The organism is Mesorhizobium sp. ISC25 (assembly GCF_042295465.1).
Classification (GTDB): Bacteria; Pseudomonadota; Alphaproteobacteria; order Rhizobiales; family Rhizobiaceae; genus Mesorhizobium.
Map to the genome: position 1 here is coordinate 1352848 of NZ_CP135441.1, position 25396 is coordinate 1378243.

Sequence of the window (25396 nt, forward strand, 5' to 3'; positions counted from 1 at the left end):
CTCCTTCATTGCGGGTTCAAGAGGCCTGAGCCTCAGTATTGATCTTCGTAACGCTTGGCGAGGTCTTCGATGTTTTCCGGCGGCCAGTCCGGCACTTCCATGCCGAGATGCAGGCCCATCGCCGCCAAAACTTCCTTGATCTCGTTCAGCGACTTGCGGCCGAAGTTCGGGGTGCGCAGCATCTCGGCTTCGGTCTTCTGGATCAGGTCGCCGATATAGACGATGTTATCGTTCTTCAGGCAGTTGGCCGAACGCACCGAGAGCTCGAGCTCGTCGACCTTCTTGAGCAGCGCCGGGTTGAAGGCAAGCTCGGTAACCTGTTCGGCCGCGACTTCCTTCTGCGGCTCGTCGAAATTGACGAACAGGCCGAGCTGGTCCTGCAGGATGCGAGCGGCGAACGCCACCGCGTCCTCGCCCGAGATCGAACCGTCGGTCTCGATGGTCATGGTCAGCTTGTCATAGTCGAGAACCTGGCCCTCGCGGGTGTTCTCGACCTTGTAGGAGACCTTCTTGACCGGCGAATACAGGCTGTCGACCGGGATCAGCCCGATCGGCGCGTCTTCGGCGCGGTTGCGGTCGGCCGGCACGTAACCCTTGCCGGTGTCGACGGTGAATTCCATGCGGATTTCAGCGCCTTCGTCCAGCGTGCAGATGACGTGGTCGGGATTGAGGATCTCGACGTCGCCGACCGTCTGGATGTCGCCGGCGAGAACCGCGCCCGGTCCCTGCTTGCGTACGACCATGCGCTTGGGGCCGTCGCCTTCCATGCGGATGGCGATTTCCTTGATGTTCAAGACGATGTCGGTCACGTCCTCGCGCACGCCGGCGATGGACGAGAATTCATGCAGAACGCCGTCGATCTGCACGGCGGTCACAGCCGCCCCACGCAGCGAAGACAGAAGCACGCGGCGCAGCGCGTTGCCGAGGGTGAGGCCGAAGCCGCGCTCGAGCGGCTCGGCGACCAGCGTGGTCAGCGTCTTCTTCTTCGACGAGAACTCGATCTTGTTCGGCTTGATCAGTTCTTGCCAATTTTTCTGGATCATAGTGCTTTCCTTCCGTTGTCCCGCCACCATCCAATCGTGGCGGGCGACCTGGAATGCCGTGGAGGAGCGCCCTTGAGGCGCTCGCGCGGCGTTCGGTAAATTCTTTAGACGCGGCGCTTCTTGCGCGGGCGGCAGCCATTGTGCGGGATCGGCGTCACATCACGGATCGAGGTGATGGTGAAGCCGGCTGCCTGCAGCGCGCGAAGCGCCGATTCACGACCGGAGCCGGGTCCACAGACCTCGACCTCGAGCATGCGCATGCCGTGTTCCTGTGCCTTCTTGGCAACATCCTCGGCGGCCATCTGGGCTGCGAAAGGGGTCGACTTGCGCGATCCCTTGAAGCCCTGGGCTCCGGCCGACGACCAGGCAATGGAATTGCCCTGCGCGTCGGTGATGGTGATCATCGTGTTGTTGAAGGTCGAATTGACGTGGGCAACGCCCGACGAGATGTTCTTGCGTTCGCGACGGCGAACACGAGCGGCTTCCTTGGCCATGACAGTCCTTTCAGTTGATCTCTACACCGCCGTAATGCCAGCGGCTCCACCAGGGAGAAGGCAGTAGGGGGAATATGGCAGTAGGGCAGTATGTCTGCCGTTCCTATTGCCTTACTGCCCTACTCCCTTACTGCCCTAAATTACTTCTTCTTTCCGGCAATCGACTTGGCTGGGCCCTTGCGGGTGCGCGCATTGGTGTGCGTGCGCTGACCACGAACCGGCAGCGAGCGGCGGTGACGCAGGCCGCGGTAGCAGCCGAGGTCCATGAGCCGCTTGATGTTCATCGACACTTCGCGGCGCAGATCGCCCTCGACCTGGTAGTCGCGGTCGATGGTCTCGCGAATCTGCAGCACTTCCGCGTCGGTCAGCTGGTTGACGCGGCGCTCGGCCGGGATGCCGACCTTGTCGACGATCTCCTGGGCGAACTTCTTGCCAATGCCGTGAATGTATTGAAGCGCAATGACGACGCGCTTGTTGGTCGGAATGTTGACGCCGGCTATACGAGCCATCTTCTTCTCTTCTCCATATAGGCCGGACGAGCCGGCGCTTCAAGTTGCCCCGCGTCCGGTGGAGGCCGGCCCTTGCGGGAGTTTCCAGTTCAAAGCGGCCTGCCTTGCCCTTGCGGACAAGCAAGCCTCATGCCTGATAGGAAGACGGGCCGCCATACCCCAGCGGACCGCTCCAGTCAAGCGCAATCGTTCGATTCGCTAGCCGGCCGCCTGGCCAACTTTCCGGGTCGTCGCCCTGAGCACCGCCTCGATCTGCTGCGTCACCGCATCAATGTCGGCCATGCCATCGACGCCCCTGAGTTTGCCCTTGGCGTAGTAGTAGCCGATCAGCGGCGAGGTTTTCTTGTAATATTCCCTCAAGCGTTCTTCGAACACCGCTGGACTGTCGTCCTTGCGCACCGGCAGGCCTGCGGCCTTGGCTTCTTCGGCGCGCTTGACGATTCGGCCAACCAGCGCCTTGTCGTCGACGACAAATTCGATGACTGCGTCGAGCTCCAGTCCGCGATCCGACAGCATTTCCTCAACGGCGTCCGCTTGCACCAGGGTTCGCGGGTATCCGTCAAGGATGAAGCCGTTTGCGCAATCAGCTTGATCGATGCGCTCAGCCACGATGGCGTTGACGATAGCATCGGACACCAGTTCGCCAGCGTCCATCACCGCCTTGGCGCGCTTGCCGACTTCGGTGCCGGCCTGAACAGCAGCGCGCAGCATGTCCCCCGTGGAAAGCTGTGGGATGCCGTGTCGTTCTACCAATCTTAGTGCTTGTGTCCCCTTGCCCGCCCCCGGCGGTCCAAGCAATATCAACCTCATCTGGCCTTTTTCCCCCCGCGCAGCTTCGACTTCTTGATCAGGCCCTCATACTGGTGCGCGATCAGGTGACCCTGAATCTGCGCCACCGTATCGAGCGTTACACTGACCACGATCAGGAGCGAAGTGCCACCAAGGTAGAACGGTACGCCAGTCGCTGAAATCAGGAACTCAGGCAGCAGACACACCAGCACCAGATAGATGGCGCCGACGACGGTGATGCGGGTGAGCACATAGTCGATATAATCCGCAGTGCGCTCGCCCGGACGATAGCCCGGGATGAAGCCCGAATGCTTCTTGAGCTGGTCGGCGGTGTCCTTCGGATTGAAGACGATCGCCGTGTAGAAGAAGGCGAAGAACACGATCATCGCCGCGTAGAAGGCCATATAGAGAGGCTGGCCGTGGCCGAGCGCCGCCAGGATGGTGCTGGCCCAGGCAGGCATATTGGTGGTCTGCGAGAAGCCGGCAACAGTCGCAGGCAGCAGCAGCAGCGACGAGGCGAAGATCGGCGGAATGACGCCGGAGGTGTTGAGCTTAAGCGGCAGATGCGAGGTATCGCCCTGGAACATGCGATTGCCGACCTGGCGCTTGGGATACTGGATCAGCAGGCGGCGCTGCGCGCGCTCGAAGAAGACGATCAGCGCGATGACGATGATGGCCAGCACGATGATTGCCAGGATCAGGCCGGTCGACAGGGCGCCGGTGCGGCCAAGCTCCAGCGTGCCGGAGATGGCGCGCGGCAAGCCGGCGACAATGCCGGAGAAGATGATCAGCGAAATGCCGTTGCCGATGCCGCGAGCGGTGATCTGCTCGCCAAGCCACATCAGGAACATGGTGCCGCCAACCAGCGTGACGACGGTAGAGATGCGGAAGAACATGCCGGGATCGTTGACGATGCCGTTGCCGCCCTCAAGCCCGACCGAAATGCCGTAGGCCTGAACCAGCGCCAGAAGCACGGTGCCGTAGCGCGTGTACTGGTTGATGATCTTGCGGCCCTGCTCGCCTTCCTTCTTCAGCGCTTCCAGCGATGGAATGACCGAGGTCATCAGCTGCATGATGATTGAAGCGGAGATATAGGGCATGATGCCAAGGGCAAAGATCGCCATGCGCTGCACGGCGCCGCCGGCGAACATGTTGAACATGCCGAGCACGCCCTTGCTCTGCGACGAGAAGGCCTGGGCGAAAGCGTCGGGATTGATGCCGGGCAGCGGGATATAGGTGCCAAGACGGTAGACGAGCAGCGCGCCGATCGTGAACCAGATGCGCTTCTTCAGATCCTCGGCTTTGGCGAAGGCCGAAAAATTCAGATTCGAGGCTAGTTGTTCAGCAGCCGAAGCCATGCCTGATTCTCCGCTTGGTCACGCTCGATGCCCGCAGCTCAGGCGGCGCGTGTCACCGAAGCTCACGAGATAAGCTCCGGACTGCAAACATGCAAGCGGCCGCGTTGATGCGGCCGCCACATCTGTCGGATCAAAGCACGACCAAAGGCAAAACCGAATTCCACCTTTGCCGACCGTGCTTCAAATTGCCGTTACTCGGCGGCTGCTTTCTCAGGCAGCTTCACCGAACCGCCGGCCTTTTCGATCTTCTCGATCGCGGCCTTGGAGGCTCCGGCCACGTCGAAGGCAAGCTTGGCCTTGATGTCGCCGTCCGAAAGGATGCGCACGCCGTCCTTGACCCGGCGGATGACGCCGGCCGCAACCAGCGCCTCGGCTGTCACAACTGTCTTAGCGTCGAGCTTCTTGGCATCGAGCGCCGCCTGGATGCGGGCCAGCGACACGACGGTGAAGCTCTTGGCGAAGATATTGTTGAAGCCACGCTTCGGCAGACGGCGGTAGAGCGGCATCTGGCCACCCTCGAAGCCGTTGACGGCGACGCCGGAGCGCGCCTTCTGGCCCTTGACGCCGCGACCGGCGGTCTTGCCCGAACCGGAACCGATGCCACGGCCAAGACGCTTCTTGGAATGCGTCGCGCCGTCCTTGTCACGCAGATCGTTGAGTTTCATCTGGATTCTCCTGCGCTTTGGCTCAGCCCTCGTCCACGACGCGGACGAGATGCTGGACGGCAGCGATCATGCCGCGCACCGAGGGCGTATCCTCCAGCGTGCGCTGCTTGTGCATCTTGTTGAGGCCGAGGCCGACCAGCGTTGCGCGCTGCTCCTTCGGCCGGCGGATCGGCGAACCGATCTGCTCGACGGTGATGGTCTTGGTTGCTTTCTTGGCCATGGTCAGATCCCTGGTCAGCGTCGACTATTCTTCAGCCGCAACGGCGGTGCCGCGGCGGGCCTGAAGGGTCGAATACTTGATGCCGCGCGCGGCAGCCACATCCTTCGGATGCATCTGGCTCTTCAGCGCGTCGAAAGTGGCGCGAACCATGTTGTAGGGGTTCGAAGAACCCATCGACTTGGCGACCACGTCATGCATGCCGAGCGTCTCGAAAACGGCGCGCATCGGGCCGCCGGCGATGATGCCGGTACCTTGCTTGGCGGCGCGCAGCAGAACACGTCCCGCGCCCCAGCGTCCCTCGACGTCATGGTGCAGCGTGCGGCCCGAGCGCAGCGGCACGAAGATCATGTCGCGCTTGGCCGATTCGGTCGCCTTGCGGATCGCCTCCGGCACTTCGCGCGCCTTGCCGTGGCCGAAGCCGACGCGGCCCTTCTGGTCGCCGACGACGACGAGTGCCGCAAAGCCGAAGCGCCGGCCGCCCTTGACGACCTTGGCGACACGGTTGATGTGGACGAGCTTGTCGACCATGCCGTCGTCGCGCTCTTCGCGATCACGGCCGCGGCCGCCATCCCTACGTTCCTGTGCCATATCCTGTTCCTTGTTTTTTTCCGGAAGCACGGTTGATGATGATATCCGGCACCTCTGTGGGTCGCCGGGGGCGAATTTCGTTTTTAGAAGCTCAGACCACCTTCACGGGCAGCCTCGGCCAGCGCCTTGACGCGGCCGTGGTAGATGTAGGCGCCGCGGTCGAAGACGACTTCCTTGACGCCGGCCTTCGAGGCACGCTCGGCGATCAGCTTGCCGATGGCAGCTGCAGCCGCAGTGTCGGCGCCGGTCTTGAGCGAGCCCTTGAGCTCCTTCTCAAGCGTCGAAGCAGCCGCGATGGTGTGGCCCTTGGCGTCGTCGATCACCTGGACATAGATGTTCTTCGACGTGCGATGGACCGACAAGCGCGGGCGATCGCCGGCAACCTTCTTGATCTGGCGGCGGACGCGCTGAGCGCGGCGTTGGGTGGATTCTTTCGAGCCCATGATATCAGTTCCTTGCCTTCAAAAAACGGGGGCAACCATATGCGGTAGGACGAGCCTCCCGCGACCGCTCCCCGCGGCGTTAAAATTACTTCTTCTTGCCTTCCTTGCGGACGATCTTCTCGCCAGCATAGCGAACGCCCTTGCCCTTGTAGGGCTCGGGGCTGCGATACTCGCGGATCTCGGCGGCAACCTGGCCGACCTGCTGCTTGTCGATGCCGGTCACGGTGATTTCCGTCGGCTTCGGCACCGAAATCGTCACGCCCTGCGGCGTCTCGTAGACGACGTCATGGCTGAAGCCGAGCGCCAGCTGCAGGTTCTTGCCTTGCATGGCGGCACGATAGCCGACGCCGGTGATCTCGAGCTTCTTTTCGAAGCCGTCCTTGACGCCCTGCAGGATGTTGACGATCTGCGTGCGCGACATGCCCCATTTGGAGCGGGCGGTCTTGGTCTGGTCGCGCGGCTGGACAGCGATCTCGCTGCCTTCCATCTTGACCAGCACTTCGTCGTTCACCACGAACTTCAGCTCGCCCTTCGGACCCTTCGCCGTCACGGTCTGGCCGTTGACGGTCGCGGTCACGCCCTGCGGCAGCGAAACGGGTTTCTTTCCAATACGAGACATTTTGTTGTCCTCGTCACTTCTCTTGTTTCAGGTCTCGGCTTTCGGGACTTGATCCCGAAAACCTGTTTCCAACCGGGTCACATACCAGATCAGAATATCTGGCAGAGGATTTCCCCGCCGACATTCTGTTCGCGCGCTTCGTGGTCGGCCATCACGCCCTTCGGCGTCGAAAGGATGGCGATGCCGAGGCCGTTGGCGACGTGCGGTATCGACTTGGCCGAAACGTAGACGCGGCGGCCGGGCTTCGAGACCCGGGCGATTTCGCGCACCACCGGCGCACCGTCGAAATACTTCAGCTCGATCTCGATTTCGGACTTGCCGTTGTCGAAGTCGGTCTGGCTGTAGTCGCGGATATAGCCTTCGGCCTTCAGCACGTCGAGGACGCGGGTGCGCAGCCGCGAGGCCGGCGTCGAAACGCTCGACTTCTTACGGCCATACGCGTTGCGGATGCGGGTCAGCATATCGCCGAGAGGATCGCTCAATGACATGTTATGTCCTCCTTACCAGCTCGACTTGACCAGGCCCGGGATCTGGCCGTTATTGCCGAGATCACGAAGCGCGATACGCGATACTTTGAGCTTGCGATAATAGGCACGCGGGCGTCCGGTGACTTCGCAGCGGTTGCGGATGCGGGTCTTGGCCGAGTTGCGCGGCAGCGCCGAAAGCTTCAGCTGGGCGCGGAAGCGCTCTTCCATCGGCTTGGACTGATCCATGATGATCGCCTTGAGCACCTTGCGCTTGGCAGCGAACTGGTCCGCAAGCTTGCGGCGCCTGTTATTCTTCTCGACTGAGCTGGTCTTTGCCATTTCAGATTTTTCCTTTTCTCGCTGCCGTTACTGGCGGAAGGGGAAGTTGAAGGCCTTGAGCAATGCCCTGGCTTCGTCGTCCGTCTTCGCAGTCGTACAAACGATGACGTCCATGCCCCAGATCTGATCAACCTTGTCGTAGTTGATCTCCGGAAACACGATGTGTTCCTTGATGCCCATGGCATAGTTGCCACGGCCATCGAAGCTCTTCGGATTAAGTCCGCGGAAGTCGCGGACGCGCGGCAGTGCGATGTTCACGAGGCGGTCGAGGAACTCGTACATGCGTTCCTTGCGCAGCGTGACCTTGGCGCCGATCGGCATCTTCTCGCGAACCTTGAAGCCGGCGATCGAGTTGCGGGCCCGGGTGACAACGGCCTTCTGGCCGGCGATCATTGCAAGGTCTTCCGCCGCGATCGAAGGCTTCTTCGAATCGCCGGTCGCCTCGCCGACGCCCATGTTCAGCACGATCTTGTCGATGCGCGGAACCTGCATCTCGTTCTCGTAGCCGAACTGCTCCTGCAGCGCCTTGCGAATGGTCTCGTTGTAGACCTGCTTGAGGCGCGGCGTGTTCTGGGCAGTTGCCTGCTTGGTTTGAGCCTTAGCCATTGATGACTTCTCCCGAGCGCTTGGCGACGCGCACCTTCTTGCCGTCCTTCTGGAAGATGAAGCCGACGCGGGTCGGCTTGCCATCCTTGGGGTCGGCCAGCGCGATGTTCGACAGCTGGATCGGCGCTTCCTTGGTGATGATCCCGCCCTCTTGGGACTGGGACTGCTTCTGGTGACGACGGATCAGGTTGACGCCGCGCACCAGCGCGGTGTCGTCCTTCGGCTGCACCGAAAGGACTTCGCCCGAACGGCCCTTGTCCTTGCCGGCCAGCACGACGACCTTGTCGCCTTTTCTAATCTTTTGCATTGGTCCGGCTCCTTACAGCACTTCAGGCGCGAGCGAGATGATCTTCATGTGGTTCTTGGCGCGGAGTTCGCGCGGAACCGGTCCGAAGATACGCGTGCCGATCGGCTCTTTCTTGTTGTCGACGAGAACGGCTGCGTTCTTGTCGAAACGGATCACGCTGCCGTCCGGGCGGCGGATGTCCTTGGCCGTGCGAACCACGACCGCCTTCATCACATCGCCCTTCTTGACGCGGCCGCGCGGGATGGCTTCCTTGATCGACACCACGATGATGTCGCCCACGGAAGCGTATTTCCGCTTCGAGCCGCCCAGCACCTTGATGCACATGACACGACGGGCGCCGGAATTATCCGCGACGTCGAGGTTTGTTTGCATCTGAATCATGACTGGCCGCCTTCTTCTTTTCTAACGGGACGGGTTTCTCACCCCTCCCCGGTCTGTCCAAAATTCGTTTCGTTAGCCCTGATCAGGCCTGGTCCGAAGACACCACGACCCAGCGCTTGTCCTTGGAAATCGGCTTCGATTCCTGGATGAACACCTGATCGCCGACCTTGTGGGCGTTGTTCTCGTCGTGCGCCTTGTACTTCTTGGTCATGCGCACGGTCTTCTTCATCACGGGATGCGTGAAGCGCCGTTCGACCTTGACGACAACCGTCTTCTCGTTCTTGTCGCTGACGACGGTGCCCTGCAGAATGCGCTTTGGCATGGTTTTCGTCCTTAAGCCTTCTTGGCCGCGGACTTTTCCGCAGCGATGGTCTTGATACGCGCAATGTCCTTGCGGACCTGCCTCACGCGCGCGGTCTTCTCAAGCTGGCCGGTGGCCTTCTGGAAGCGCAGGTTGAACTGCTCCTTCTTCAGGCTGGCCAGGTCGTCGGTCAGCTGGTCCTGGGTCTTGGTCCGGATGTCTTCGGCTTTCATGATCAGCCCGTCCTTATTCTGCGATGCGCTGTACGAAGCGCGTCCTGACCGAGAGCTTGGCCGCGCCGAGACGCAGCGCCTCACGGGCGGTTTCCTCGTTGACGCCGTCGATCTCGAACATGATGCGGCCTGGCTTGACGCGGGCCGCCCAGTAGTCGACCGCGCCCTTGCCCTTGCCCATGCGGACTTCGGTCGGCTTCGACGTCACCGGCACGTCCGGGAAGATACGGATCCACACTCGGCCGGCACGCTTCATCTCGCGGGTGATCGCGCGGCGGGCCGCCTCGATCTCACGCGCGGTGACGCGGTTCGGCTCAAGCGCCTTCAGCCCGAAACCACCGAAATCCAGGTTGGTGCCGCCCTTGGCGGTACCGTGGATGCGGCCCTTGAACTGCTTGCGGAACTTTGTGCGCTTTGGCTGCAGCATCGTTCTAACTCCAAATTCCTAACTGTCTTACGCGTTTTCGCGACGGCGACCGCGTTCGCGCTCACCACCACCGCCATGCGCATGATCGCCCTCGGTGGCGCGGCGCTCCGATGCCATCGGGTCGTGCTCGAGGATTTCGCCCTTGAACACCCAGACCTTGACGCCACAGATGCCGTAGGCCGTATTCGCCTCCGCCGTGCCGTAGTCGACGTCGGCGCGCAACGTATGCAGCGGCACGCGGCCCTCGCGGTACCATTCCATGCGCGCAATCTCGGCGCCGCCGAGACGGCCGGCGCAGTTGATGCGGATGCCTTCGGCACCGAGGCGCATCGCCGACTGCACGGCGCGCTTCATGGCGCGGCGGAACGCGATGCGGCGTTCAAGCTGCTGGGCGATCGACTGGGCGACCAGGGTCGCGTCGATCTCCGGCTTGCGCACTTCGACGATGTTCAGATGCGTCTCGGACTTGGTCATCTCCATCAGCTTCTTGCGAAGCTTCTCGATGTCGGCGCCCTTCTTGCCGATGATCAGGCCCGGACGCGCCGCATGGATGGTGACGCGGCACTTCTTGTGCGGACGCTCGATCACGACCTTCGAGATCGCAGCCTGCTTGAGTTCCTTCTCAAGATATTTGCGGATCTTGATGTCCTCGTGCAGCAGCTTGCCGTACTCGCCGGTGTTCGCGAACCAGCGCGAATCCCAGGTGCGGTTGATGCCGAGACGCAGACCGATCGGATTGACTTTCTGGCCCATTATGCGGCCTCCCCTTTTTCTTCGACTTCACGAACGACGATCGTGAGGTGCGAGAACGGCTTCTCGATACGGCTGGCGCGACCACGGCCACGGGCATGGAACCGCTTCATGACGATCGACTTGCCGACGTAGGCTTCCGCCACAATCAGCGCATCGACGTCGAGGTCGTGGTTGTTTTCCGCGTTGGCGATCGCCGATTCCAGCGTCTTCTTGACCGTGCCGGAAATCCGCTTGGCCGAGAATTCGAGGTCGGAAAGCGCTGTCGCGACCTTCTTGCCGCGGATCAGCGCGGCAACCAGGTTCAGCTTCTGCGGGCTGATACGGATCGTGCGCAACACGGCGCGCGCTTCGTTGTCAGCAAGCCTGCGCGGAGCTTTGGCCTTGCCCATGATTATTTCCTCTTCGCCTTCTTATCCGCGCCGTGACCGTAATAGGTCCGGGTCGGAGCGAATTCACCGAACTTGTGACCGACCATGTCCTCGTTCACCGAGACGGGAACGTGCTTTTGGCCGTTGTAGACACCGAAGGTGAAGCCGACGAACTGCGGCAGGATGGTGGAGCGGCGGCTCCACATCTTGATCACCTCATTGCGACCACCTTCACGAACCTTGTCCACCTTCTTCAGAAGGTAGCCGTCGATGAAGGGGCCTTTCCAAATCGAACGAGTCACTTGGCGTTACCTCTTCTTAGCTCTTGCGCTGATGGCGCGAGCGCAGGATGAACTTGTCGGTCGCCTTGTTGGACCGCGTCTTCTTGCCCTTGGTCGGCTTGCCCCAGGGCGAAACCGGATGGCGGCCACCCGAGGTGCGGCCTTCGCCGCCGCCATGTGGATGGTCGACCGGGTTCATGGTCACGCCGCGATTGTGCGGACGTTTGCCGCGCCACACGGTGCGGCCTGCCTTGCCGTCATTGATGTTGCCGTGGTCCGGGTTGGACACGGCACCGACGGTGGCCATGCAGGAGCCGTGGACGACACGCTGCTCGCCCGAGTTGAGGCGCAGGATCGCCATGCCCTGGTCGCGACCGACGAGCTGGCCATAACCACCGGCCGAACGGGCGACCTGAGCGCCCTTGCCGGGCTTCAGCTCGATATTGTGGACGATCGTGCCAACCGGCATCGAGGCCAGCGGCATCGCGTTGCCCGGCTTTACGTCGACCGATTCACCGGCCACGATCTTGTCGCCGGGAGCCAGACGCTGCGGGGCGATGATGTAGGACAGCTCGCCATCGTCATACTTGATCAGCGCGATGAAGGCGGTGCGGTTCGGATCGTACTCGATACGCTCGACCGTGCCGACGACGTCGAACTTGCGGCGCTTGAAGTCGATGATACGGTAGGTGCGCTTGTGACCGCCGCCGATGAAGCGGGCCGTGATGCGGCCGTAATTGTTGCGGCCGCCCGACTTGGTCAAGCCTTCAGTCAGGCCCTTGACGGGCTTGCCCTTGTAGAGGCCCGAGCGGTCGACGATGACCAGCTGACGGGTGCTCGGCGTTACCGGGTTGAATTTTTTCAGTGCCATTGTTCTGTCCTCGCGACCTTGCTCAGAGACCCGTCGCGACGTCGATCGACTGGCCGTCGGCCAGCGTCACAACCGCCTTCTTGACGTCGCTCTGGCGGCCGATCGTGCCGCGGAAGCGCTTGATCTTGCCCTTGCGGACAAGCGTGTTCACGGCCATCACCTTGACGCCGAACAGCGCTTCGACGGCGGCCTTGATTTCCGGCTTCGACGCCTTCTTGGCGACATTGAAGACGACCTGGTTCTGCTCGGAAGCCATGGTCGACTTTTCGGTGATCGCCGGCGAGACGATCACGTCGTAATGACGAAGGTCGGTCATTTGAAGCGCTCCTCGAGAGCCTCGACGGCGGCCTTCGAAAGGACCAGCGTGCCGCGGCGCAGAATGTCGTAGACGTTGATGCCCTGGATGGGCAGCACGTCGATGTTCGGGATATTGGTCGCCGCCAGCTTGAAATTCTTGTCAAGCTCGGCGCCGCCGATCACCAGGGCGTTGCTCAGGCCCAGCGTCGCGAAATTCGCGATCAGTGCCTTGGTCTTGGCCTCGGTCAGCTTCAGCTCGTCGATGATGATGATCGACGCGCTCTTAGCCTTGGCCGAAAGCGCATGCTTGAGACCGAGCGCTCGAACCTTCTTCGGCAGATCGTGCTCGTGGCTGCGCACGACCGGGCCGTGGGCCTTGCCGCCGCCGCGGAACTGCGGAGCGCGAGCCGAATGGTGACGGGCGCGGCCGGTACCCTTCTGCTTGTACATCTTGGCGCCGGTGCGCGCGATTTCCGCGCGGCCCTTGGCCTTGTGCGTGCCCTGCTGCTTCTTGGCAAGCTGCCAGCGCACGACGCGCTGCAGGATGTCCTCGCGCGGATCAAGGCCGAAAATCTCTTCGGAGAGCTTCAGCTTGCCGGCGTCCTTGCCGCCAAGCGTTGTAATCTTGAGGTCCATTATTCCGCTCCCTCTGTGGCCGGGGCCTCGTTCTTGGCGGCACCATCGGTTGCAACGGCGCGGATCGCGGCGGGCTTCGGCGCATTGGCCGGAAGCGCTACCTTGGCCGCGTCGCGGACCAGGATCCATGCACCCTTCGAACCCGGGACCGCACCGCGGATCAGGATCAGGCCGCGATCGGCGTCGGTCGAAACGACCTCGACATTCTGCGTGGTGACGCGGGTATCGCCCATGTGGCCGGCCATATGCTTGCCCTTGAACACCTTGCCCGGATCCTGGCGCTGGCCGGTCGAGCCGTGTGTACGGTGCGACACCGAGTTGCCGTGCGTCGCGCGGCCGCCACCCATGTGATGCCGCTTGATGACGCCCTGGAAACCCTTGCCGATCGTGGTTCCCGTCACATCGACCTTCTGGCCGACGACGAAATGCTCGACGGTGATCTCGGCGCCAACATCGATCATGTTGTCGGCGGAGACGCGGAACTCGGCAACCTTGGCCTTGGGCTCGACGGAAGCGGTCGCGAAATGGCCGCGCATCGCCTTCGACGTGTTCTTCACCTTGGCAAGGCCAACGCCGAGCTGGACGGCGGTATAGCCGTTCTTCTCCTGCGTGCGCTGCGCCACGACCTGGCAGTTCTCCATCTGGAGAACAGTGACGGGAACATGTTCCCCGGCATCGTTGTAGATGCGGGTCATTCCCACCTTCTTTGCAATCACACCTGAACGCATCGGTTCAATTCCTTTAGAGTTCCCTGTCGGGGCTGTCGCCCCTCCACGCCTCTTGTTCCTTCAGAGTTCCGGGTCGCCCCGCTGACCTCTGGTTCCTTAGAGCTTGATCTCGACGTCGACACCGGCGGCGAGGTCGAGCTTCATCAAAGCATCGACCGTCTGCGGGGTCGGGTCGACGATGTCGAGCAGACGCTTGTGCGTGCGCATCTCGAACTGCTCGCGGCTCTTCTTGTCGACGTGAGGCGACCGGTTGACCGTGAACTTTTCGATCCGCGTCGGCAGCGGAATGGGGCCGCGGACGTTGGCGCCGGTGCGCTTGGCGGTCGACACGATTTCCCGTGTCGAGGCGTCGAGCACCCGGTGATCAAACGCCTTCAGGCGGATGCGGATATTCTGTCCGTTCATGCGTCACTTCCTTGTTCTGGCGCGGCGCGGGCAGCGCCCGCGACAGATCGGTTTAAGTCCAAATTACTCTTTGATGGTGACGACGATGCCGGCACCGACGGTGCGGCCGCCTTCACGGATGGCGAAGCGCAGCTTCTCTTCCATGGCGATCGGCACGATCAGCTCGACATCGACGGTGATGTTGTCGCCCGGCATCACCATCTCGGTGCCTTCCGGCAGCGACACGATGCCGGTCACGTCCGTCGTGCGGAAATAGAACTGCGGACGGTAGTTGGTGAAGAACGGCGTGTGGCGGCCGCCCTCGTCCTTGGTCAGGATGTAGGCTTCGGCAACGAACTTCTTGTGCGGCTTGACGGTGCCGGGCTTGGCCAGGACCTGGCCGCGCTCGACGCCTTCACGGTCGACACCGCGCAACAGCGCGCCGATGTTGTCGCCGGCCTGGCCCTGGTCGAGCAGCTTGCGGAACATCTCGACGCCCGTGCAGGTCGTCTTGGTGGTCGGGCGGATGCCGACGATCTCCAGCTCCTCGCCGACCTTGACCACGCCGCGCTCGACGCGGCCGGTCACCACCGTGCCGCGGCCCGAGATCGAGAACACGTCCTCGATCGGCATCAGGAACGGCTTGTCGAGCGGACGAACCGGCGTCGGAATGTAGGCATCGACCGCAGCCATCAGTTCGCGAATGGCGTCCTCGCCGATCTTCTTGTCGGAATCTTCAAGTGCGGCAAGCGCCGAACCCTTGACGATCGGAATGTCGTCGCCGGGGAACTCGTTCTTGGTCAAAAGCTCACGCACCTCGAGCTCGACCAGCTCGAGCAGCTCGGCGTCGTCGACCTGGTCGACCTTGTTCAAAAACACCACGATCGAGGGCACGCCGACCTGGCGGGCCAAAAGGATGTGCTCGCGGGTCTGCGGCATCGGGCCGTCGGCGGCCGACACCACCAGGATCGCGCCGTCCATCTGCGCAGCACCGGTGATCATGTTCTTCACATAGTCGGCGTGGCCGGGGCAGTCGACATGGGCATAGTGGCGGTTGGCGGTCTCGTATTCGACATGCGCCGTCGAAATGGTGATGCCGCGCGCCTTCTCTTCGGGCGCCGCATCGATCTGGTCGTAGCGCTTGTATTCGCCAAAATACTTGGTGATCGCCGCCGTCAGCGACGTCTTGCCATGGTCGACGTGACCAATCGTGCCAATGTTCACATGAGGCTTAGTGCGCTCGAATTTACCTTTTGCCATGTGATCTCTCCATTCCTGCCAGCCCGTGCGGGCCTTGAATTAAGTTACTGGTGCAACTCGTTTCGAGTTACGCGTATTTCTTCTGGACTTCCTGGGCGACCGCGGTCGGGACCGGTTCGTAATGGTCGAACTGCATCGTATAGGCCGCGCGGCCCTGGCTCATCGAGCGAAGGTTGTCCACGTATTTGAACATGTTGGCGAGCGGCACCATCGCGTTGATCACCACCGCGACGCCACGGGCTTCCTGGCCCTGGATCTGGCCGCGACGGCCGTTCAGGTCGCCGATAACGCTGCCGACGTAATCTTCCGGCGTCACCACTTCGACTTTCATGATCGGCTCGAGCAACTGCACGCCAAGCTTGGGCGCTGCTTCACGGAAGCAGGCGCGGCCGGCGATTTCGAAGGCCAGAACCGACGAGTCCACGTCGTGGTAGGCGCCATCGATCAGCGTCGCCTTGACGCCGATCATCGGGAAGCCGGCGAACGGGCCCGAAGTCATGACGCTGTTGATGCCCTTTTCGACGCCGGGGATGTATTCCTTCGGCACAGCGCCGCCGACAATCTTGGTTTCGAACTCGAATTCGCTGCTTTCCGGATTCGGCTCGAACAGGATCTTGACGCGGGCGAACTGGCCGGTACCGCCGGTCTGCTTCTTGTGCGTGTAGTCCTGCTCGTGCTTGCGGGTGATCGTCTCGCGATAGGCCACCTGCGGCGCGCCGACATTGGCCTCGACCTTGAACTCGCGGCGCATGCGGTCGACGATGATGTCGAGGTGAAGCTCGCCCATGCCGGAAATGATCGTCTGACCGCTTTCCTCGTCGGTCTTGACGCGGAAGGACGGATCCTCGGCGGCCAGACGGTGAAGGGCGAGGCCCATCTTTTCCTGGTCGTTCTTGGTCTTCGGCTCGATGGCGATCTGGATGACCGGATCGGGGAATTCCATGCGCTCGAGGATGACCGGATGCAGCGGATCACTGAGCGTGTCGCCGGTGGTGGTGTCCTTGAGACCAGCGAGGGCGACGATGTCGCCTGCAAACGCCTCTTCGACGTCGGCGCGCGAATTCGCATGCATCTGCAACATGCGGCCGATGCGCTCTTTCTTGCCCTTCACGGTGTTATCGACCGAGATGCCCTTGGTGAGCTTGCCCGAATAGATGCGGGCAAAGGTGAGCGAACCGACGAACGGGTCGTTCATGATCTTGAAGGCAAGCATCGACAGCGGCTCGTTGTCGTCGGCATGACGCTCGATCTCGGCGTCGGTCTTGGCGTCGACGCCCTTGATGGCCGGGACATCGGCCGGCGACGGCAGATATTCGACGACGGCGTCGAGCAGCGGCTGCACGCCCTTGTTCTTGAAGGCCGAACCGCAGAACATCGGATAGAACTTCACCGCGATCGTGCCCTTGCGGATGAGCGCACGGATCTCGTCATTGCTCGGCATCTTGCCTTCGAGGTAATTCTCGAGCGCCGTTTCGTCCATTTCGACGGCGGCCTCGATCATCTTCTCGCGGTACTCTTCGGCACGTGCCTTGAGGTCGGCAGGGATCTCGACGATGTCCCAGGCAGCGCCCAGCGTCTCGTCGCGCCAGACCAGCGCGTTCATCTCGACGAGGTCGACGACACCCTTGAACTCGGTCTCGGCGCCGATCGGCAGCTGCATGACGACGGCATGCGCACCGAGGCGCGAACCGATCATCTCGACCGAGCGGTAGAAGTCGGCGCCGATCTTGTCCATCTTGTTGCAGAAGATCATGCGCGGGACGCGATACTTGTCAGCCTGGCGCCAGACGGTCTCGGTCTGCGGCTCGACACCGGCATTGGCATCGAGCAGCGCGATGGCGCCGTCGAGCACGCGCAGCGAACGCTCGACCTCGATGGTGAAGTCGACGTGGCCGGGGGTGTCGATGATGTTGAAGCGATGCATCTTGCCGTCGCGACCCTTCCAGAAGGTCGTGGTGGCGGCCGACGTGATGGTGATGCCGCGCTCCTGCTCCTGCTCCATCCAGTCCATGGTCGCAGCACCGTCGTGGACTTCGCCGATCTTGTGCGACTTGCCCGTGTAATAGAGGACGCGCTCGGTGGTCGTCGTCTTGCCGGCGTCGATGTGCGCCATGATACCGAAATTGCGGTAGTCTTCGATTTTATATTCGCGGGCCATGGGAGGTGCCTCTTCAGTCTCGTTCGCGCTTTACCAGCGGTAGTGCGCGAAAGCGCGGTTGGCTTCTGCCATCTTGTGGGTGTCTTCACGCTTCTTGACAGCAGTGCCGCGGTTGTTGGCCGCGTCCATCAGCTCGCCGGAGAGGCGGTCGACCATGGTGGTCTCGTTGCGGTTGCGCGCGGCGGCTATCAGCCAGCGGATGGCCAATGCCTGACGGCGCTCGGGGCGCACGTCGACCGGAACCTGGTAGGTGGCGCCGCCGACGCGGCGCGAACGCACTTCCACATGCGGCGCTACATTGTCGAGCGCCTGATGGAAGACGGTGACCGGCTCCTGCTTGGTCTTGGACTGGACCTGATCGAGCGCGCCGTAGACAATGGTCTCGGCAACCGACTTCTTGCCGTCATACATGACGGCGTTCATGAACTTGGTGACGATCAGATCGCCGAACTTCGGGTCCGGATTGATCTCACGCTTTTCTGCACTGTGACGACGGGACATTTTTTCTCTGCCTCAATTCTACGCGGTGGCCTGGATCCCGGATCGTCGCTTGACGCCGCCCGGAACGACCTTGGCTACGCTTCGGTCACTTCGGACGCTTGGCGCCGTATTTCGAACGGCGCTGCTTGCGGTTCTTCACGCCTTGCGTGTCGAGCACGCCGCGGATGATGTGGTAACGGACGCCCGGAAGATCCTTGACGCGGCCGCCGCGGATCATCACCACCGAGTGCTCCTGAAGGTTATGGCCTTCGCCGGGGATGTAACCGATCACTTCAAAACCATTGGTCAGGCGGATCTTGGCCACCTTGCGCAGCGCCGAGTTCGGCTTCTTCGGCGTCGTGGTATAGACGCGCGTGCAGACGCCCCGCTTCTGCGGGTTCTGCTGCATGGCCGGGACCTTGTTGCGCTTCACCGGCGCAATGCGCGGCTTGCGGATCAGCTGGTTGACGGTAGGCATTAAACCCTCTTGTCTCTCAATTCCGTGTCTTGCCCGGTCAGGGCCGCTCAAAGCGTCATTTCCATACGCAAATTCGGGCCACAAACCGCGCCTCGCGGTCTTGCCCGAACAAATGGCAGAGGAAGCGGAATCCGCTTCATGCACGCCGGAAATGTCTTTTCGCTCGTAAAACGAACCCTGTTTGAGGCAAACTCCAAAGCGTGTCGCTTCGGAAGCGAGAGCCTCACATCGGTTCTGACTGGGCGGCTTCTACTCGTATGGCCACTGTCCGTCAACCCCGGAGCGGCAAATATTGCGCTGAACCCGAGGCGTGGCAGCCATGCGAAAAGCGCATGTAATTTTCTTGCGTCGTTTTTCAAGAGGAAGGCAGAAAGTGACCGGCTTGCGGCTGTTTCCACGCGGTGCTTCGTGCGAAAAGGCGGCATGAACAGCCCAAAACCCCTCGCCCGGAGGTACGAACCCGTGAATGACAATGAGGAGCGCCCGGTCACCATTATTACCGGCCGGGTGTGGAAGCGCAAAGGCGGCAAGCCGGAAGGCGTGCATGTGATGCTGGTCGCGCCGGACGACGATTCGGCGGTGCGCCGCGCTCTCGAATCACTCGCCGCGGAAGGTTACGCCGAGGCCGAGCTCGATCAGATCGGCGACCTGGACGGCGTGCCCGACGAGGAGCCGCATCTGTCCGCCTATCAGGGCGCGCTCGAAGGCGAAGTGTCGATCGTGACATTCGATGTGCCGATCTGAAGAGATCTGAATCGCGGTCGATCTCACGGGCCGGCGACACAAGCCCGGCGACTTGCCCGGCACAAGTTCTCTGCTAAGAAGCGACCTCTGGCAAAACCAAGCACACTCAACCTGCGGAGCTCCCATGTCCTCTAATCCCATCAAGCTCGGCATCGTCGGCGTGGGAAAGATCGTCCGCGACCAGCACCTGCCGGCGCTGGCGAAGGACCAGGATTATCGCCTGGTCGCCGCAGCGAGCCGCCACGGCAAAGTCGAAGATATCCCGAATTTCCCGACGATCGAGGCGATGCTCGACGCGGTGCCGGAGCTCGAGGCGGTGTCGCTGTGCATGCCGCCGCAGTTTCGATATGACGCCGCGCGCACGGCGCTGGTGGCGAAAAAGCATGTCTTCCTGGAAAAGCCGCCCGGCGCCACGGTCAGCGAGGTCGAAGACCTGAAGGCGCTGGCGGCAGCGAACGGCGTCTGCCTGTTCGCCAGTTGGCATTCACGCTATGCGCCGGCTGTCGAAGCAGCGCGTACATTCCTCAGAGCGACCACGATCAGGTCGGCCGCCATCAACTGGAAGGAAGACGTGCGCCGCTGGCATCCGAACCAGGAGTGGATCTGGGCTCCCGGCGGCTTTGGCGTCTTCGATCCCGGCATCAATGCGCTGTCGATCGCTACCCACATCCTGCCGCCGATGTTCATCAGCTCGGCGGAGCTCGATTTCCCCGAAAACCGCGCGGCCCCAATCGCCGCCCATATCGTCTTCCGCACTTCGAACGGTCTGCCGGTGACGATGGAACTCGACTGGCGCCAGACCGGCCCGCAAAGCTGGGACATTCTGGCCGATACGGAGGCCGGATCGATGGTACTTTCTGGCGGCGGCTCAAAGCTCGCTGTCGATGGCCGCGTCGTTCACGAGGAGCCGGAAGCGGAGTACCCGATGCTCTACAAGCGCTTTGCCGAGATCGTGCGCGCCGGCACCTCCGACGTCGATCTCGCCCCCCTCCAGCACGTCGCCGACGCTTTCATGCTGGGCAAGCGCAATGTGGTCAAGGCGTTTTTTGACTGAGCCGCGGGCGCCGGCCGGATCGGCGGTCCGGCCGCTCGCCGCGCAAATTCAATTAACGATCGCTATGGCAAAGCCGTCATAGCCTTTGGCGCCAACAGTCTGGATCGCGGTGCCTTCCAGACGCTTGTCGCTGCCGATGAACGAGAACGCCGCGCGTGCCCCTTCGACATTGGCGTCGTGACCATCTTCATTCACCACCGCGCCGTCACGGATGACATTGTCGCAGACGATGACGGTCCCCGGCCTCGAAAGACGCATGGCCCACGACAGATAGTGCGGGTTGTTCGGCTTGTCGGCGTCGATGAAGATGAAGTCGAACGGCCCGGCATTCTCGGCGCCTAACGCCGCAAGCGATTGGAGCGCCGGTCCGACCCGCAGTTCCACCCGGTCAGACATCCCTGCCCGTTCAAAGTTCGACCGCGCGACACTGGCGTGGTGCGGATCAAGCTCGAGCGTCACGACTTTGCCGTCCACGGGCAACGCTCGCGCCATCCAGATTGTCGAATAACCGCCCAACGTGCCGATTTCGAGAACCGTCTTCGCTCCCTGCATTCGCGCAAGAAGTGACAGCAGCTTGCCTTGTGCCGGCGAAACGTCGATCGGCGGCAGGCCCTGATCATGGTTGGCAGCCAGTACGGCATCGAGGGCGGCATCCGCCTCGAAAAGAGCCTCGACAATGTAGTGGTCGACAGAAGCCCAGGTCTTGATGCTCATCGTTTCTTCTCCGATCCGATTGGGAGAGCCACAATGCGAAAAGGGGCCACTTGGGCCCCTTTTCTATCTTCATCTTTCTTGCGCGCTTACTGCGCGGCGGAAGCCATGTCGGTCAGCATCGGCTCGGCGACCTCGACGCCGGACGCCTTGCGGCGCTCGTCGATGATCAGCTCGTCGCGCGAGGTGGCGATGCGCCGGATCTGGCTCATCGTACCGCCGGTACCGGCCGGGATCAGCCGGCCGACGATGACGTTTTCCTTCAGCCCCTGCAGCATGTCGGTCTTGCCGGCAACCGCAGCTTCGGTCAGCACTCTCGTCGTCTCCTGGAAGGAGGCGGCGGAGATGAAGGACGGCGTCTGCAGCGAGGCCTTGGTGATGCCGAGCAGCACCGGCTGGCCTTCGGCCGGCTTCTTGCCTTCCTCGACCAGGCGCTCGTTGACCTCTTCCAGTTCGATCACGTCGACGTGGTCGCCCGGAATATAGGTCGAATCGCCCTGCGTGGTGATCTCGACCTTCTGCAGCATCTGGCGAACAATCACCTCGATGTGCTTGTCGTTGATCGACACGCCCTGCAGTCGGTAGACCTCCTGGATCTCATTGACGAGGTAGGAGGCAAGCGCCTCCACGCCCTTGATCGCCAGGATGTCGTGCGGCGCCGGATTGCCGTCGAGGATGTAGTCGCCTTTCTCGATGACGTCGCCGTCCTGGAGATGGAACGGCTTGCCCTTCGGGATCAGGTATTCGACCGGCTCAAGCGTCGAGTCATGCGGCTCGATGATGATGCGGCGCTTGTTCTTGTAGTCGCGGCCGAAGCGGATCGTGCCATCGATCTCGGCGATGATGGCGTGATCCTTCGGACGGCGTGCCTCGAACAGTTCGGCCACACGCGGCAGACCACCGGTGATGTCCTTGGTCTTGGCGCTTTCCATCGGAATACGCGCCAGCACGTCGCCGGGGCGAACCTGTGCGCCCGGCTCGACCGAAAGAATGGCCTCGACCGAGAGCAGGAAGCGGGCGTCGCCGCCCTTGGACAGCTTGCCGACCTTGCCCTTGGCGTCCTGGATGGCAATCGCCGGCTTGAGGTCGTTGCCGCGTGGCGTCGAGCGCCAGTCGATGACCTCACGCTTGGTGATGCCGGTCGATTCGTCGGCCGTTTCCTGAACGGAAATGCCGTCGACCAGATCCTCGTACGACACCCTGCCCTCGATTTCGGTGAGGACCGGGCGGGTATAGGGATCCCACTCGGCGATACGCTGGCCGCGCTTAACCTTGTCGCCATCGTCCACGAAGATGCGCGAACCATAGGTGACACGGTGCGTGGCGCGCTCCTTGCCGGCTTCGTCGAGGATCAGCACCGCCATGTTGCGGCCCATGACCATCTGCTGGCCGTCGGAGTTGCGCACCACGTTGCGGTTGCGGATCTCGACCTTGCCCTCATACGAGGCTTCAAGGAACGACGAGTCCACCACCTGCGCCGTACCGCCCATGTGGAAGGTACGCATGGTGAGCTGGGTGCCCGGCTCGCCGATCGACTGCGCCGCGATGACGCCGACAGCCTCGCCCTGGTTGACCGGGGTGCCGCGGGCCAGATCGCGTCCGTAGCAGACCGCGCAGACGCCAACCCTGACTTCGCAGGTCAGCGCCGAGCGGATGCGGACCGACTGGACGCCAGCCTTTTCGATCTGTTCCACGTCGCGCTCGTCCATCAGCGTTCCAGCCTTGACCAGAACCTCGCCCGACACCGGATGGGTGATGTCGTCGAGCGACGTACGGCCGAGCACGCGCTGGCCGACGGAAGCGACGACCTGGCCGGCATCGACGATCGGCTGCATGGTGAGGCCCTTGTCGGTGCCGCAGTCGACGGAGTTGACGATGCAGTCCTGCGCCACATCGACCAGACGACGGGTGAGGTAGCCCGAGTTCGCCGTCTTCAAGGCGGTGTCGGCCAGACCCTTGCGGGCGCCGTGGGTCGAGTTGAAGTACTCGAGCACGGTCAGGCCTTCCTTGAAGTTCGAGATGATCGGCGTCTCGATGATTTCACCCGACGGCTTGGCCATCAGGCCGCGCATGCCGGCGAGCTGGCGCATCTGGGTGGGCGAGCCACGCGCACCGGAGTGCGACATCATGTAGATCGAGTTCATCGGCTTTTGACGGCCATTGTCCTCGAACTCGACCGCCTTGATGCGGGCCATCATTTCGTCGGCGACCTTTTCCGAGCACTTGGCCCAGGCGTCGACGACCTTGTTGTACTTCTCGCCCTGCGTGATCAGACCGTCATTGTACTGCTGCTCGTACTCCTTGGCCAAAGCCTCGGTGTCGGACACCAGCTTGATCTTGGCGTCCGGGATCAGCATGTCGTCCTTGCCGAACGAAATGCCGGCACGGCAGGCGTGGCTGAAGCCGAGAGCCATGATGCGATCGCAGAAAATGACCGTCTCCTTCTGACCGCAATGGCGGTAGACGGTGTCGATCATCTTGGAGATGTTCTTCTTGGTCATCTCCTGGTTGGCGGTCTCGTAGGGCACGTTGTGGTTCTTCGGCAGAAGCTCGCCGATGATCATGCGGCCAGGCGTGGTGTCGTAGATCTTCGACACGACCTTGCCGTCGGCGTCGACCGTGCGGAAGCGCCCCTTGATCTTGGCATGCAGCGTCACCGCTTTGGTCTCGAGCGCGTGCTGGAGCTCGCCCATGTCGGCAAACACCATGCCCTCGCCCGGCTCGTTCTGGTTGACGATCGAGAGATAGTAGAGACCGAGAACCATGTCCTGCGACGGCACGATGATCGGCGCACCGGAAGCCGGGTGCAGGATGTTGTTGGTCGACATCATCAGCACGCGGGCCTCGAGCTGCGCTTCCAGCGACAGCGGCACGTGGACCGCCATCTGGTCGCCGTCGAAGTCGGCGTTGAAGGCCGTGCAGACCAGCGGGTGAAGCTGGATCGCCTTGCCTTCGATCAGGATCGGCTCGAACGCCTGGATGCCGAGGCGGTGCAGCGTCGGCGCGCGGTTCAGCAGCACCGGATGCTCGCGGATGACCTCGTCGAGGATATCCCAGACCTCCGGACGCTCCTTTTCGACCAGCTTCTTCGCCTGCTTGACGGTCGAGGAGTAACCCTTGGCGTCGAGACGGGCGTAGATGAAGGGCTTGAACAGTTCGAGCGCCATCTTCTTCGGCAGACCGCACTGGTGCAGCTTGAGCTCCGGACCGGTGACGATGACCGAGCGGCCGGAATAGTCGACGCGCTTGCCGAGCAGGTTCTGGCGGAACCGGCCCTGCTTGCCCTTCAACATGTCGGACAGCGACTTCAGCGGACGCTTGTTGGCGCCGGTGATGACGCGGCCGCGACGGCCGTTGTCGAACAGCGCATCGACGGCTTCCTGCAGCATGCGCTTTTCATTGCGCACGATGATGCCGGGCGCGCGCAGCTCGATCAGCCGCTTCAAGCGGTTATTGCGGTTGATGACGCGGCGATAAAGGTCGTTCAGGTCCGACGTGGCGAAACGTCCACCATCAAGAGGAACCAGCGGACGCAGGTCCGGCGGGATCACCGGCACCACCTTCATGATCATCCATTCCGGACGGTTGCCGGATTCCATGAAGTTCTCGACGACCTTGAGCCGCTTCAGGTACTTCTTCTGCTTGAGCTCGGAGGTGGTCGAAGCCAGCTCCGAACGCAGATCGCCGGCGATCTTCTCGAGGTCCATGCCGGCCAGAAGGTCGTGGATTGCCTCGGCGCCGATCATGGCGGTGAACGAATCCTCGCCATACTCGTCGACGGCCATCATGTACTCTTCCTCGCTAAGCAGCTGGTGCTCCTTCAGCGCGGTGAGGCCGGGTTCGGTGACGATGTAGTTCTCGAAGTAGAGGACCCGCTCGATGTCCTTCAGCGTCATGTCGAGCAGCGTGCCGATGCGCGACGGCAGCGACTTCAGGAACCAGATGTGGGCGACCGGTGCCGCCAGCTCGATATGGCCCATGCGCTCGCGGCGGACGCGCGACAGCGTGACTTCGACGCCGCACTTCTCGCAGATGACGCCCTTGTACTTCATGCGCTTGTACTTGCCGCACAGGCACTCATAGTCCTTGATCGGACCAAAAATGCGCGCGCAGAACAGGCCGTCACGCTCCGGCTTGAAGGTGCGGTAGTTGATGGTCTCCGGCTTCTTGATCTCGCCGAACGACCAGGACAGAATCTTCTCAGGGCTGGCAAGCGAGATCCGGATCGAATCGAACACCTGCGCAGGCGCCTGGGGATTGAAGAGATTCATGACCTCTTGGTTCATGCCGTTCTCCTTTTCGGGGTCCTCGAAAACCCCTTGCATCTAGCGCGGGCCAAACGCCCGCCGACTTGATCGGCCATCGGCCGAGAATTTGGTGCGTCCGGTCGCGGGAAGGCCGCGA

At 62.2% G+C, this 25396-nt stretch carries 34 protein-coding genes; 2 read left to right on the plus strand and 32 right to left on the minus strand.

What is annotated here, in order from left to right:
- Positions 1-32 precede the first annotated feature (32 nt).
- From RQ479_RS06710 to rpsL, 30 genes are all read right to left on the minus strand, one after another.
- Positions 33-1043 (minus strand): DNA-directed RNA polymerase subunit alpha, encoded by a 1011-nt coding sequence (locus tag RQ479_RS06710; protein ID WP_023675128.1) that lies wholly within the window; start codon positions 1041-1043, stop codon positions 33-35.
- A gap of 104 nt (positions 1044-1147) precedes the next feature.
- Positions 1148-1537, minus strand: coding sequence for a 30S ribosomal protein S11 (gene rpsK / locus RQ479_RS06715; RefSeq protein WP_006205444.1), 390 nt, complete (start codon positions 1535-1537; stop codon positions 1148-1150).
- A gap of 140 nt (positions 1538-1677) precedes the next feature.
- Complete coding sequence (gene rpsM, locus RQ479_RS06720) at positions 1678-2046, minus strand: 30S ribosomal protein S13 (protein ID WP_006205445.1); 369 nt, start codon at positions 2044-2046, stop codon at positions 1678-1680.
- 198 nt (positions 2047-2244) lie between these two features.
- Positions 2245-2856 (minus strand): adenylate kinase, encoded by a 612-nt coding sequence (locus RQ479_RS06725; RefSeq protein ID WP_352684844.1) that lies wholly within the window; start codon positions 2854-2856, stop codon positions 2245-2247.
- Positions 2853-4193 carry a preprotein translocase subunit SecY gene (gene secY / locus RQ479_RS06730; protein ID WP_023675130.1) on the minus strand — a complete coding sequence of 447 codons (1341 nt, stop codon included), beginning with the start codon at positions 4191-4193 and terminating at the stop codon, positions 2853-2855. Before secY ends, RQ479_RS06725 begins: the two co-directional genes overlap by 4 nt.
- Before the next feature lie 191 nt (positions 4194-4384).
- Positions 4385-4858 (minus strand): 50S ribosomal protein L15, encoded by a 474-nt coding sequence (gene rplO / locus RQ479_RS06735; RefSeq protein WP_292660428.1) that lies wholly within the window; start codon positions 4856-4858, stop codon positions 4385-4387.
- 22 nt (positions 4859-4880) lie between these two features.
- Positions 4881-5078, minus strand: a complete 198-nt coding sequence (gene rpmD, locus RQ479_RS06740; protein WP_006205449.1) for a 50S ribosomal protein L30 — start codon at positions 5076-5078, stop codon at positions 4881-4883.
- 24 nt (positions 5079-5102) lie between these two features.
- Positions 5103-5666, minus strand: coding sequence for a 30S ribosomal protein S5 (gene rpsE, locus RQ479_RS06745; protein ID WP_006333394.1), 564 nt, complete (start codon positions 5664-5666; stop codon positions 5103-5105).
- A gap of 83 nt (positions 5667-5749) precedes the next feature.
- A complete protein-coding gene (gene rplR / locus RQ479_RS06750) occupies positions 5750-6109 on the minus strand; it encodes a 50S ribosomal protein L18 (RefSeq protein WP_023675132.1) in 360 nt (119 codons plus the stop codon).
- An 85-nt stretch (positions 6110-6194) separates the two neighbouring features.
- Complete coding sequence (gene rplF / locus RQ479_RS06755) at positions 6195-6728, minus strand: 50S ribosomal protein L6 (protein WP_023675133.1); 534 nt, start codon at positions 6726-6728, stop codon at positions 6195-6197.
- Between the two features lie 89 nt (positions 6729-6817).
- Positions 6818-7216, minus strand: coding sequence for a 30S ribosomal protein S8 (gene rpsH / locus RQ479_RS06760; RefSeq protein WP_006205453.1), 399 nt, complete (start codon positions 7214-7216; stop codon positions 6818-6820).
- Positions 7217-7228: 12 nt separating this feature from the next.
- Complete coding sequence (gene rpsN, locus RQ479_RS06765; RefSeq protein ID WP_023675134.1) at positions 7229-7534, minus strand: 30S ribosomal protein S14; 306 nt, start codon at positions 7532-7534, stop codon at positions 7229-7231.
- 27 nt (positions 7535-7561) lie between these two features.
- On the minus strand, positions 7562-8140 hold the full coding sequence (rplE, locus tag RQ479_RS06770; RefSeq protein ID WP_008875670.1) for a 50S ribosomal protein L5: 579 nt from the start codon (positions 8138-8140) through the stop codon (positions 7562-7564).
- Positions 8133-8447 carry a 50S ribosomal protein L24 gene (gene rplX / locus RQ479_RS06775; RefSeq protein WP_254817150.1) on the minus strand — a complete coding sequence of 105 codons (315 nt, stop codon included), beginning with the start codon at positions 8445-8447 and terminating at the stop codon, positions 8133-8135. The genes rplE and rplX overlap by 8 nt, the downstream gene beginning before the upstream one ends.
- A 12-nt stretch (positions 8448-8459) precedes the next feature.
- Positions 8460-8828 carry a 50S ribosomal protein L14 gene (rplN, locus tag RQ479_RS06780; protein ID WP_006205457.1) on the minus strand — a complete coding sequence of 123 codons (369 nt, stop codon included), beginning with the start codon at positions 8826-8828 and terminating at the stop codon, positions 8460-8462.
- Between the two features lie 82 nt (positions 8829-8910).
- On the minus strand, positions 8911-9150 hold the full coding sequence (gene rpsQ, locus RQ479_RS06785) for a 30S ribosomal protein S17 (protein ID WP_023675136.1): 240 nt from the start codon (positions 9148-9150) through the stop codon (positions 8911-8913).
- An 11-nt stretch (positions 9151-9161) separates the two neighbouring features.
- A complete protein-coding gene (gene rpmC / locus RQ479_RS06790; protein WP_006205459.1) occupies positions 9162-9362 on the minus strand; it encodes a 50S ribosomal protein L29 in 201 nt (66 codons plus the stop codon).
- Positions 9363-9375: 13 nt separating this feature from the next.
- Positions 9376-9789, minus strand: coding sequence for a 50S ribosomal protein L16 (gene rplP, locus RQ479_RS06795; protein WP_006205460.1), 414 nt, complete (start codon positions 9787-9789; stop codon positions 9376-9378).
- A 27-nt stretch (positions 9790-9816) separates the two neighbouring features.
- Positions 9817-10542, minus strand: a complete 726-nt coding sequence (gene rpsC / locus RQ479_RS06800; protein WP_023675137.1) for a 30S ribosomal protein S3 — start codon at positions 10540-10542, stop codon at positions 9817-9819.
- Positions 10542-10931, minus strand: coding sequence for a 50S ribosomal protein L22 (rplV, locus tag RQ479_RS06805; RefSeq protein ID WP_006205462.1), 390 nt, complete (start codon positions 10929-10931; stop codon positions 10542-10544). The genes rpsC and rplV overlap by 1 nt, the downstream gene beginning before the upstream one ends.
- 2 nt (positions 10932-10933) lie before the next feature.
- A complete protein-coding gene (gene rpsS / locus RQ479_RS06810; RefSeq protein WP_006205463.1) occupies positions 10934-11212 on the minus strand; it encodes a 30S ribosomal protein S19 in 279 nt (92 codons plus the stop codon).
- 16 nt (positions 11213-11228) lie between these two features.
- The gene (rplB, locus tag RQ479_RS06815) at positions 11229-12062 is read right to left on the minus strand and encodes a 50S ribosomal protein L2 (protein WP_023675138.1); all 834 of its coding nucleotides are present in this window, start codon (positions 12060-12062) and stop codon (positions 11229-11231) included.
- A gap of 22 nt (positions 12063-12084) precedes the next feature.
- The gene (locus RQ479_RS06820) at positions 12085-12378 is read right to left on the minus strand and encodes a 50S ribosomal protein L23 (RefSeq protein WP_006205465.1); all 294 of its coding nucleotides are present in this window, start codon (positions 12376-12378) and stop codon (positions 12085-12087) included.
- Positions 12375-12995 (minus strand): 50S ribosomal protein L4, encoded by a 621-nt coding sequence (gene rplD / locus RQ479_RS06825; protein WP_023675140.1) that lies wholly within the window; start codon positions 12993-12995, stop codon positions 12375-12377. The genes RQ479_RS06820 and rplD overlap by 4 nt, the downstream gene beginning before the upstream one ends.
- Positions 12995-13723 carry a 50S ribosomal protein L3 gene (gene rplC / locus RQ479_RS06830; protein ID WP_023717519.1) on the minus strand — a complete coding sequence of 243 codons (729 nt, stop codon included), beginning with the start codon at positions 13721-13723 and terminating at the stop codon, positions 12995-12997. Before rplC ends, rplD begins: the two co-directional genes overlap by 1 nt.
- A gap of 96 nt (positions 13724-13819) precedes the next feature.
- On the minus strand, positions 13820-14128 hold the full coding sequence (gene rpsJ, locus RQ479_RS06835) for a 30S ribosomal protein S10 (protein WP_006205468.1): 309 nt from the start codon (positions 14126-14128) through the stop codon (positions 13820-13822).
- A gap of 63 nt (positions 14129-14191) precedes the next feature.
- Positions 14192-15367 carry an elongation factor Tu gene (gene tuf, locus RQ479_RS06840; RefSeq protein ID WP_254817137.1) on the minus strand — a complete coding sequence of 392 codons (1176 nt, stop codon included), beginning with the start codon at positions 15365-15367 and terminating at the stop codon, positions 14192-14194.
- A 67-nt stretch (positions 15368-15434) separates the two neighbouring features.
- On the minus strand, positions 15435-17525 hold the full coding sequence (gene fusA, locus RQ479_RS06845; protein WP_023680448.1) for an elongation factor G: 2091 nt from the start codon (positions 17523-17525) through the stop codon (positions 15435-15437).
- A 30-nt stretch (positions 17526-17555) separates the two neighbouring features.
- On the minus strand, positions 17556-18026 hold the full coding sequence (gene rpsG / locus RQ479_RS06850) for a 30S ribosomal protein S7 (RefSeq protein ID WP_008875664.1): 471 nt from the start codon (positions 18024-18026) through the stop codon (positions 17556-17558).
- Between the two features lie 85 nt (positions 18027-18111).
- Entirely contained in the window at positions 18112-18483 is a 372-nt protein-coding gene (rpsL, locus tag RQ479_RS06855; RefSeq protein WP_006333356.1) for a 30S ribosomal protein S12, read from the minus strand.
- A gap of 462 nt (positions 18484-18945) precedes the next feature.
- On the opposite strand from rpsL, the gene RQ479_RS06860 reads away from it, so the two are divergent.
- Both RQ479_RS06860 and RQ479_RS06865 read left to right on the plus strand, forming a co-directional pair.
- The gene (locus RQ479_RS06860) at positions 18946-19227 is read left to right on the plus strand and encodes a transcriptional regulator (RefSeq protein ID WP_254817147.1); all 282 of its coding nucleotides are present in this window, start codon (positions 18946-18948) and stop codon (positions 19225-19227) included.
- A gap of 124 nt (positions 19228-19351) precedes the next feature.
- Complete coding sequence (locus RQ479_RS06865) at positions 19352-20281, plus strand: Gfo/Idh/MocA family protein (protein ID WP_376704525.1); 930 nt, start codon at positions 19352-19354, stop codon at positions 20279-20281.
- A gap of 48 nt (positions 20282-20329) precedes the next feature.
- Here the strand turns inward: RQ479_RS06865 and RQ479_RS06870 are convergent, their stop codons facing one another.
- A complete protein-coding gene (locus tag RQ479_RS06870) occupies positions 20330-20995 on the minus strand; it encodes an O-methyltransferase (protein WP_376704526.1) in 666 nt (221 codons plus the stop codon).
- Positions 20996-21081: 86 nt separating this feature from the next.
- Positions 21082-25278 (minus strand): DNA-directed RNA polymerase subunit beta', encoded by a 4197-nt coding sequence (gene rpoC, locus RQ479_RS06875; protein ID WP_376704527.1) that lies wholly within the window; start codon positions 25276-25278, stop codon positions 21082-21084.
- Positions 25279-25396: the final 118 nt, after the last annotated feature.

What these genes read in the sequence shown, in the direction of transcription:
- RQ479_RS06710 (WP_023675128.1), bottom strand. Translation starts at nt 1,043, where the DNA reads ATGATCCAGAAAAATTGGCAAGAACTGATCAAGCCGAACAAGATCGAG.
- rpsK (WP_006205444.1), bottom strand. Translation starts at nt 1,537, where the DNA reads ATGGCCAAGGAAGCCGCTCGTGTTCGCCGTCGCGAACGCAAGAACATC.
- rpsM (WP_006205445.1), bottom strand. Translation starts at nt 2,046, where the DNA reads ATGGCTCGTATAGCCGGCGTCAACATTCCGACCAACAAGCGCGTCGTC.
- RQ479_RS06725 (WP_352684844.1), bottom strand. Translation starts at nt 2,856, where the DNA reads ATGAGGTTGATATTGCTTGGACCGCCGGGGGCGGGCAAGGGGACACAA.
- secY (WP_023675130.1), bottom strand. Translation starts at nt 4,193, where the DNA reads ATGGCTTCGGCTGCTGAACAACTAGCCTCGAATCTGAATTTTTCGGCC.
- rplO (WP_292660428.1), bottom strand. Translation starts at nt 4,858, where the DNA reads ATGAAACTCAACGATCTGCGTGACAAGGACGGCGCGACGCATTCCAAG.
- rpmD (WP_006205449.1), bottom strand. Translation starts at nt 5,078, where the DNA reads ATGGCCAAGAAAGCAACCAAGACCATCACCGTCGAGCAGATCGGTTCG.
- rpsE (WP_006333394.1), bottom strand. Translation starts at nt 5,666, where the DNA reads ATGGCACAGGAACGTAGGGATGGCGGCCGCGGCCGTGATCGCGAAGAG.
- rplR (WP_023675132.1), bottom strand. Translation starts at nt 6,109, where the DNA reads ATGGGCTCGAAAGAATCCACCCAACGCCGCGCTCAGCGCGTCCGCCGC.
- rplF (WP_023675133.1), bottom strand. Translation starts at nt 6,728, where the DNA reads ATGTCTCGTATTGGAAAGAAACCCGTTTCGCTGCCGCAGGGCGTGACC.
- rpsH (WP_006205453.1), bottom strand. Translation starts at nt 7,216, where the DNA reads ATGTCATTGAGCGATCCTCTCGGCGATATGCTGACCCGCATCCGCAAC.
- rpsN (WP_023675134.1), bottom strand. Translation starts at nt 7,534, where the DNA reads ATGGCAAAGACCAGCTCAGTCGAGAAGAATAACAGGCGCCGCAAGCTT.
- rplE (WP_008875670.1), bottom strand. Translation starts at nt 8,140, where the DNA reads ATGGCTAAGGCTCAAACCAAGCAGGCAACTGCCCAGAACACGCCGCGC.
- rplX (WP_254817150.1), bottom strand. Translation starts at nt 8,447, where the DNA reads ATGCAAAAGATTAGAAAAGGCGACAAGGTCGTCGTGCTGGCCGGCAAG.
- rplN (WP_006205457.1), bottom strand. Translation starts at nt 8,828, where the DNA reads ATGATTCAGATGCAAACAAACCTCGACGTCGCGGATAATTCCGGCGCC.
- rpsQ (WP_023675136.1), bottom strand. Translation starts at nt 9,150, where the DNA reads ATGCCAAAGCGCATTCTGCAGGGCACCGTCGTCAGCGACAAGAACGAG.
- rpmC (WP_006205459.1), bottom strand. Translation starts at nt 9,362, where the DNA reads ATGAAAGCCGAAGACATCCGGACCAAGACCCAGGACCAGCTGACCGAC.
- rplP (WP_006205460.1), bottom strand. Translation starts at nt 9,789, where the DNA reads ATGCTGCAGCCAAAGCGCACAAAGTTCCGCAAGCAGTTCAAGGGCCGC.
- rpsC (WP_023675137.1), bottom strand. Translation starts at nt 10,542, where the DNA reads ATGGGCCAGAAAGTCAATCCGATCGGTCTGCGTCTCGGCATCAACCGC.
- rplV (WP_006205462.1), bottom strand. Translation starts at nt 10,931, where the DNA reads ATGGGCAAGGCCAAAGCTCCGCGCAGGCTTGCTGACAACGAAGCGCGC.
- rplB (WP_023675138.1), bottom strand. Translation starts at nt 12,062, where the DNA reads ATGGCACTGAAAAAATTCAACCCGGTAACGCCGAGCACCCGTCAGCTG.
- RQ479_RS06820 (WP_006205465.1), bottom strand. Translation starts at nt 12,378, where the DNA reads ATGACCGACCTTCGTCATTACGACGTGATCGTCTCGCCGGCGATCACC.
- rplD (WP_023675140.1), bottom strand. Translation starts at nt 12,995, where the DNA reads ATGGACCTCAAGATTACAACGCTTGGCGGCAAGGACGCCGGCAAGCTG.
- rplC (WP_023717519.1), bottom strand. Translation starts at nt 13,723, where the DNA reads ATGCGTTCAGGTGTGATTGCAAAGAAGGTGGGAATGACCCGCATCTAC.
- rpsJ (WP_006205468.1), bottom strand. Translation starts at nt 14,128, where the DNA reads ATGAACGGACAGAATATCCGCATCCGCCTGAAGGCGTTTGATCACCGG.
- tuf (WP_254817137.1), bottom strand. Translation starts at nt 15,367, where the DNA reads ATGGCAAAAGGTAAATTCGAGCGCACTAAGCCTCATGTGAACATTGGC.
- fusA (WP_023680448.1), bottom strand. Translation starts at nt 17,525, where the DNA reads ATGGCCCGCGAATATAAAATCGAAGACTACCGCAATTTCGGTATCATG.
- rpsG (WP_008875664.1), bottom strand. Translation starts at nt 18,026, where the DNA reads ATGTCCCGTCGTCACAGTGCAGAAAAGCGTGAGATCAATCCGGACCCG.
- rpsL (WP_006333356.1), bottom strand. Translation starts at nt 18,483, where the DNA reads ATGCCTACCGTCAACCAGCTGATCCGCAAGCCGCGCATTGCGCCGGTG.
- RQ479_RS06865 (WP_376704525.1), top strand. Translation starts at nt 19,352, where the DNA reads ATGTCCTCTAATCCCATCAAGCTCGGCATCGTCGGCGTGGGAAAGATC.
- RQ479_RS06870 (WP_376704526.1), bottom strand. Translation starts at nt 20,995, where the DNA reads ATGAGCATCAAGACCTGGGCTTCTGTCGACCACTACATTGTCGAGGCT.
- rpoC (WP_376704527.1), bottom strand. Translation starts at nt 25,278, where the DNA reads ATGAACCAAGAGGTCATGAATCTCTTCAATCCCCAGGCGCCTGCGCAG.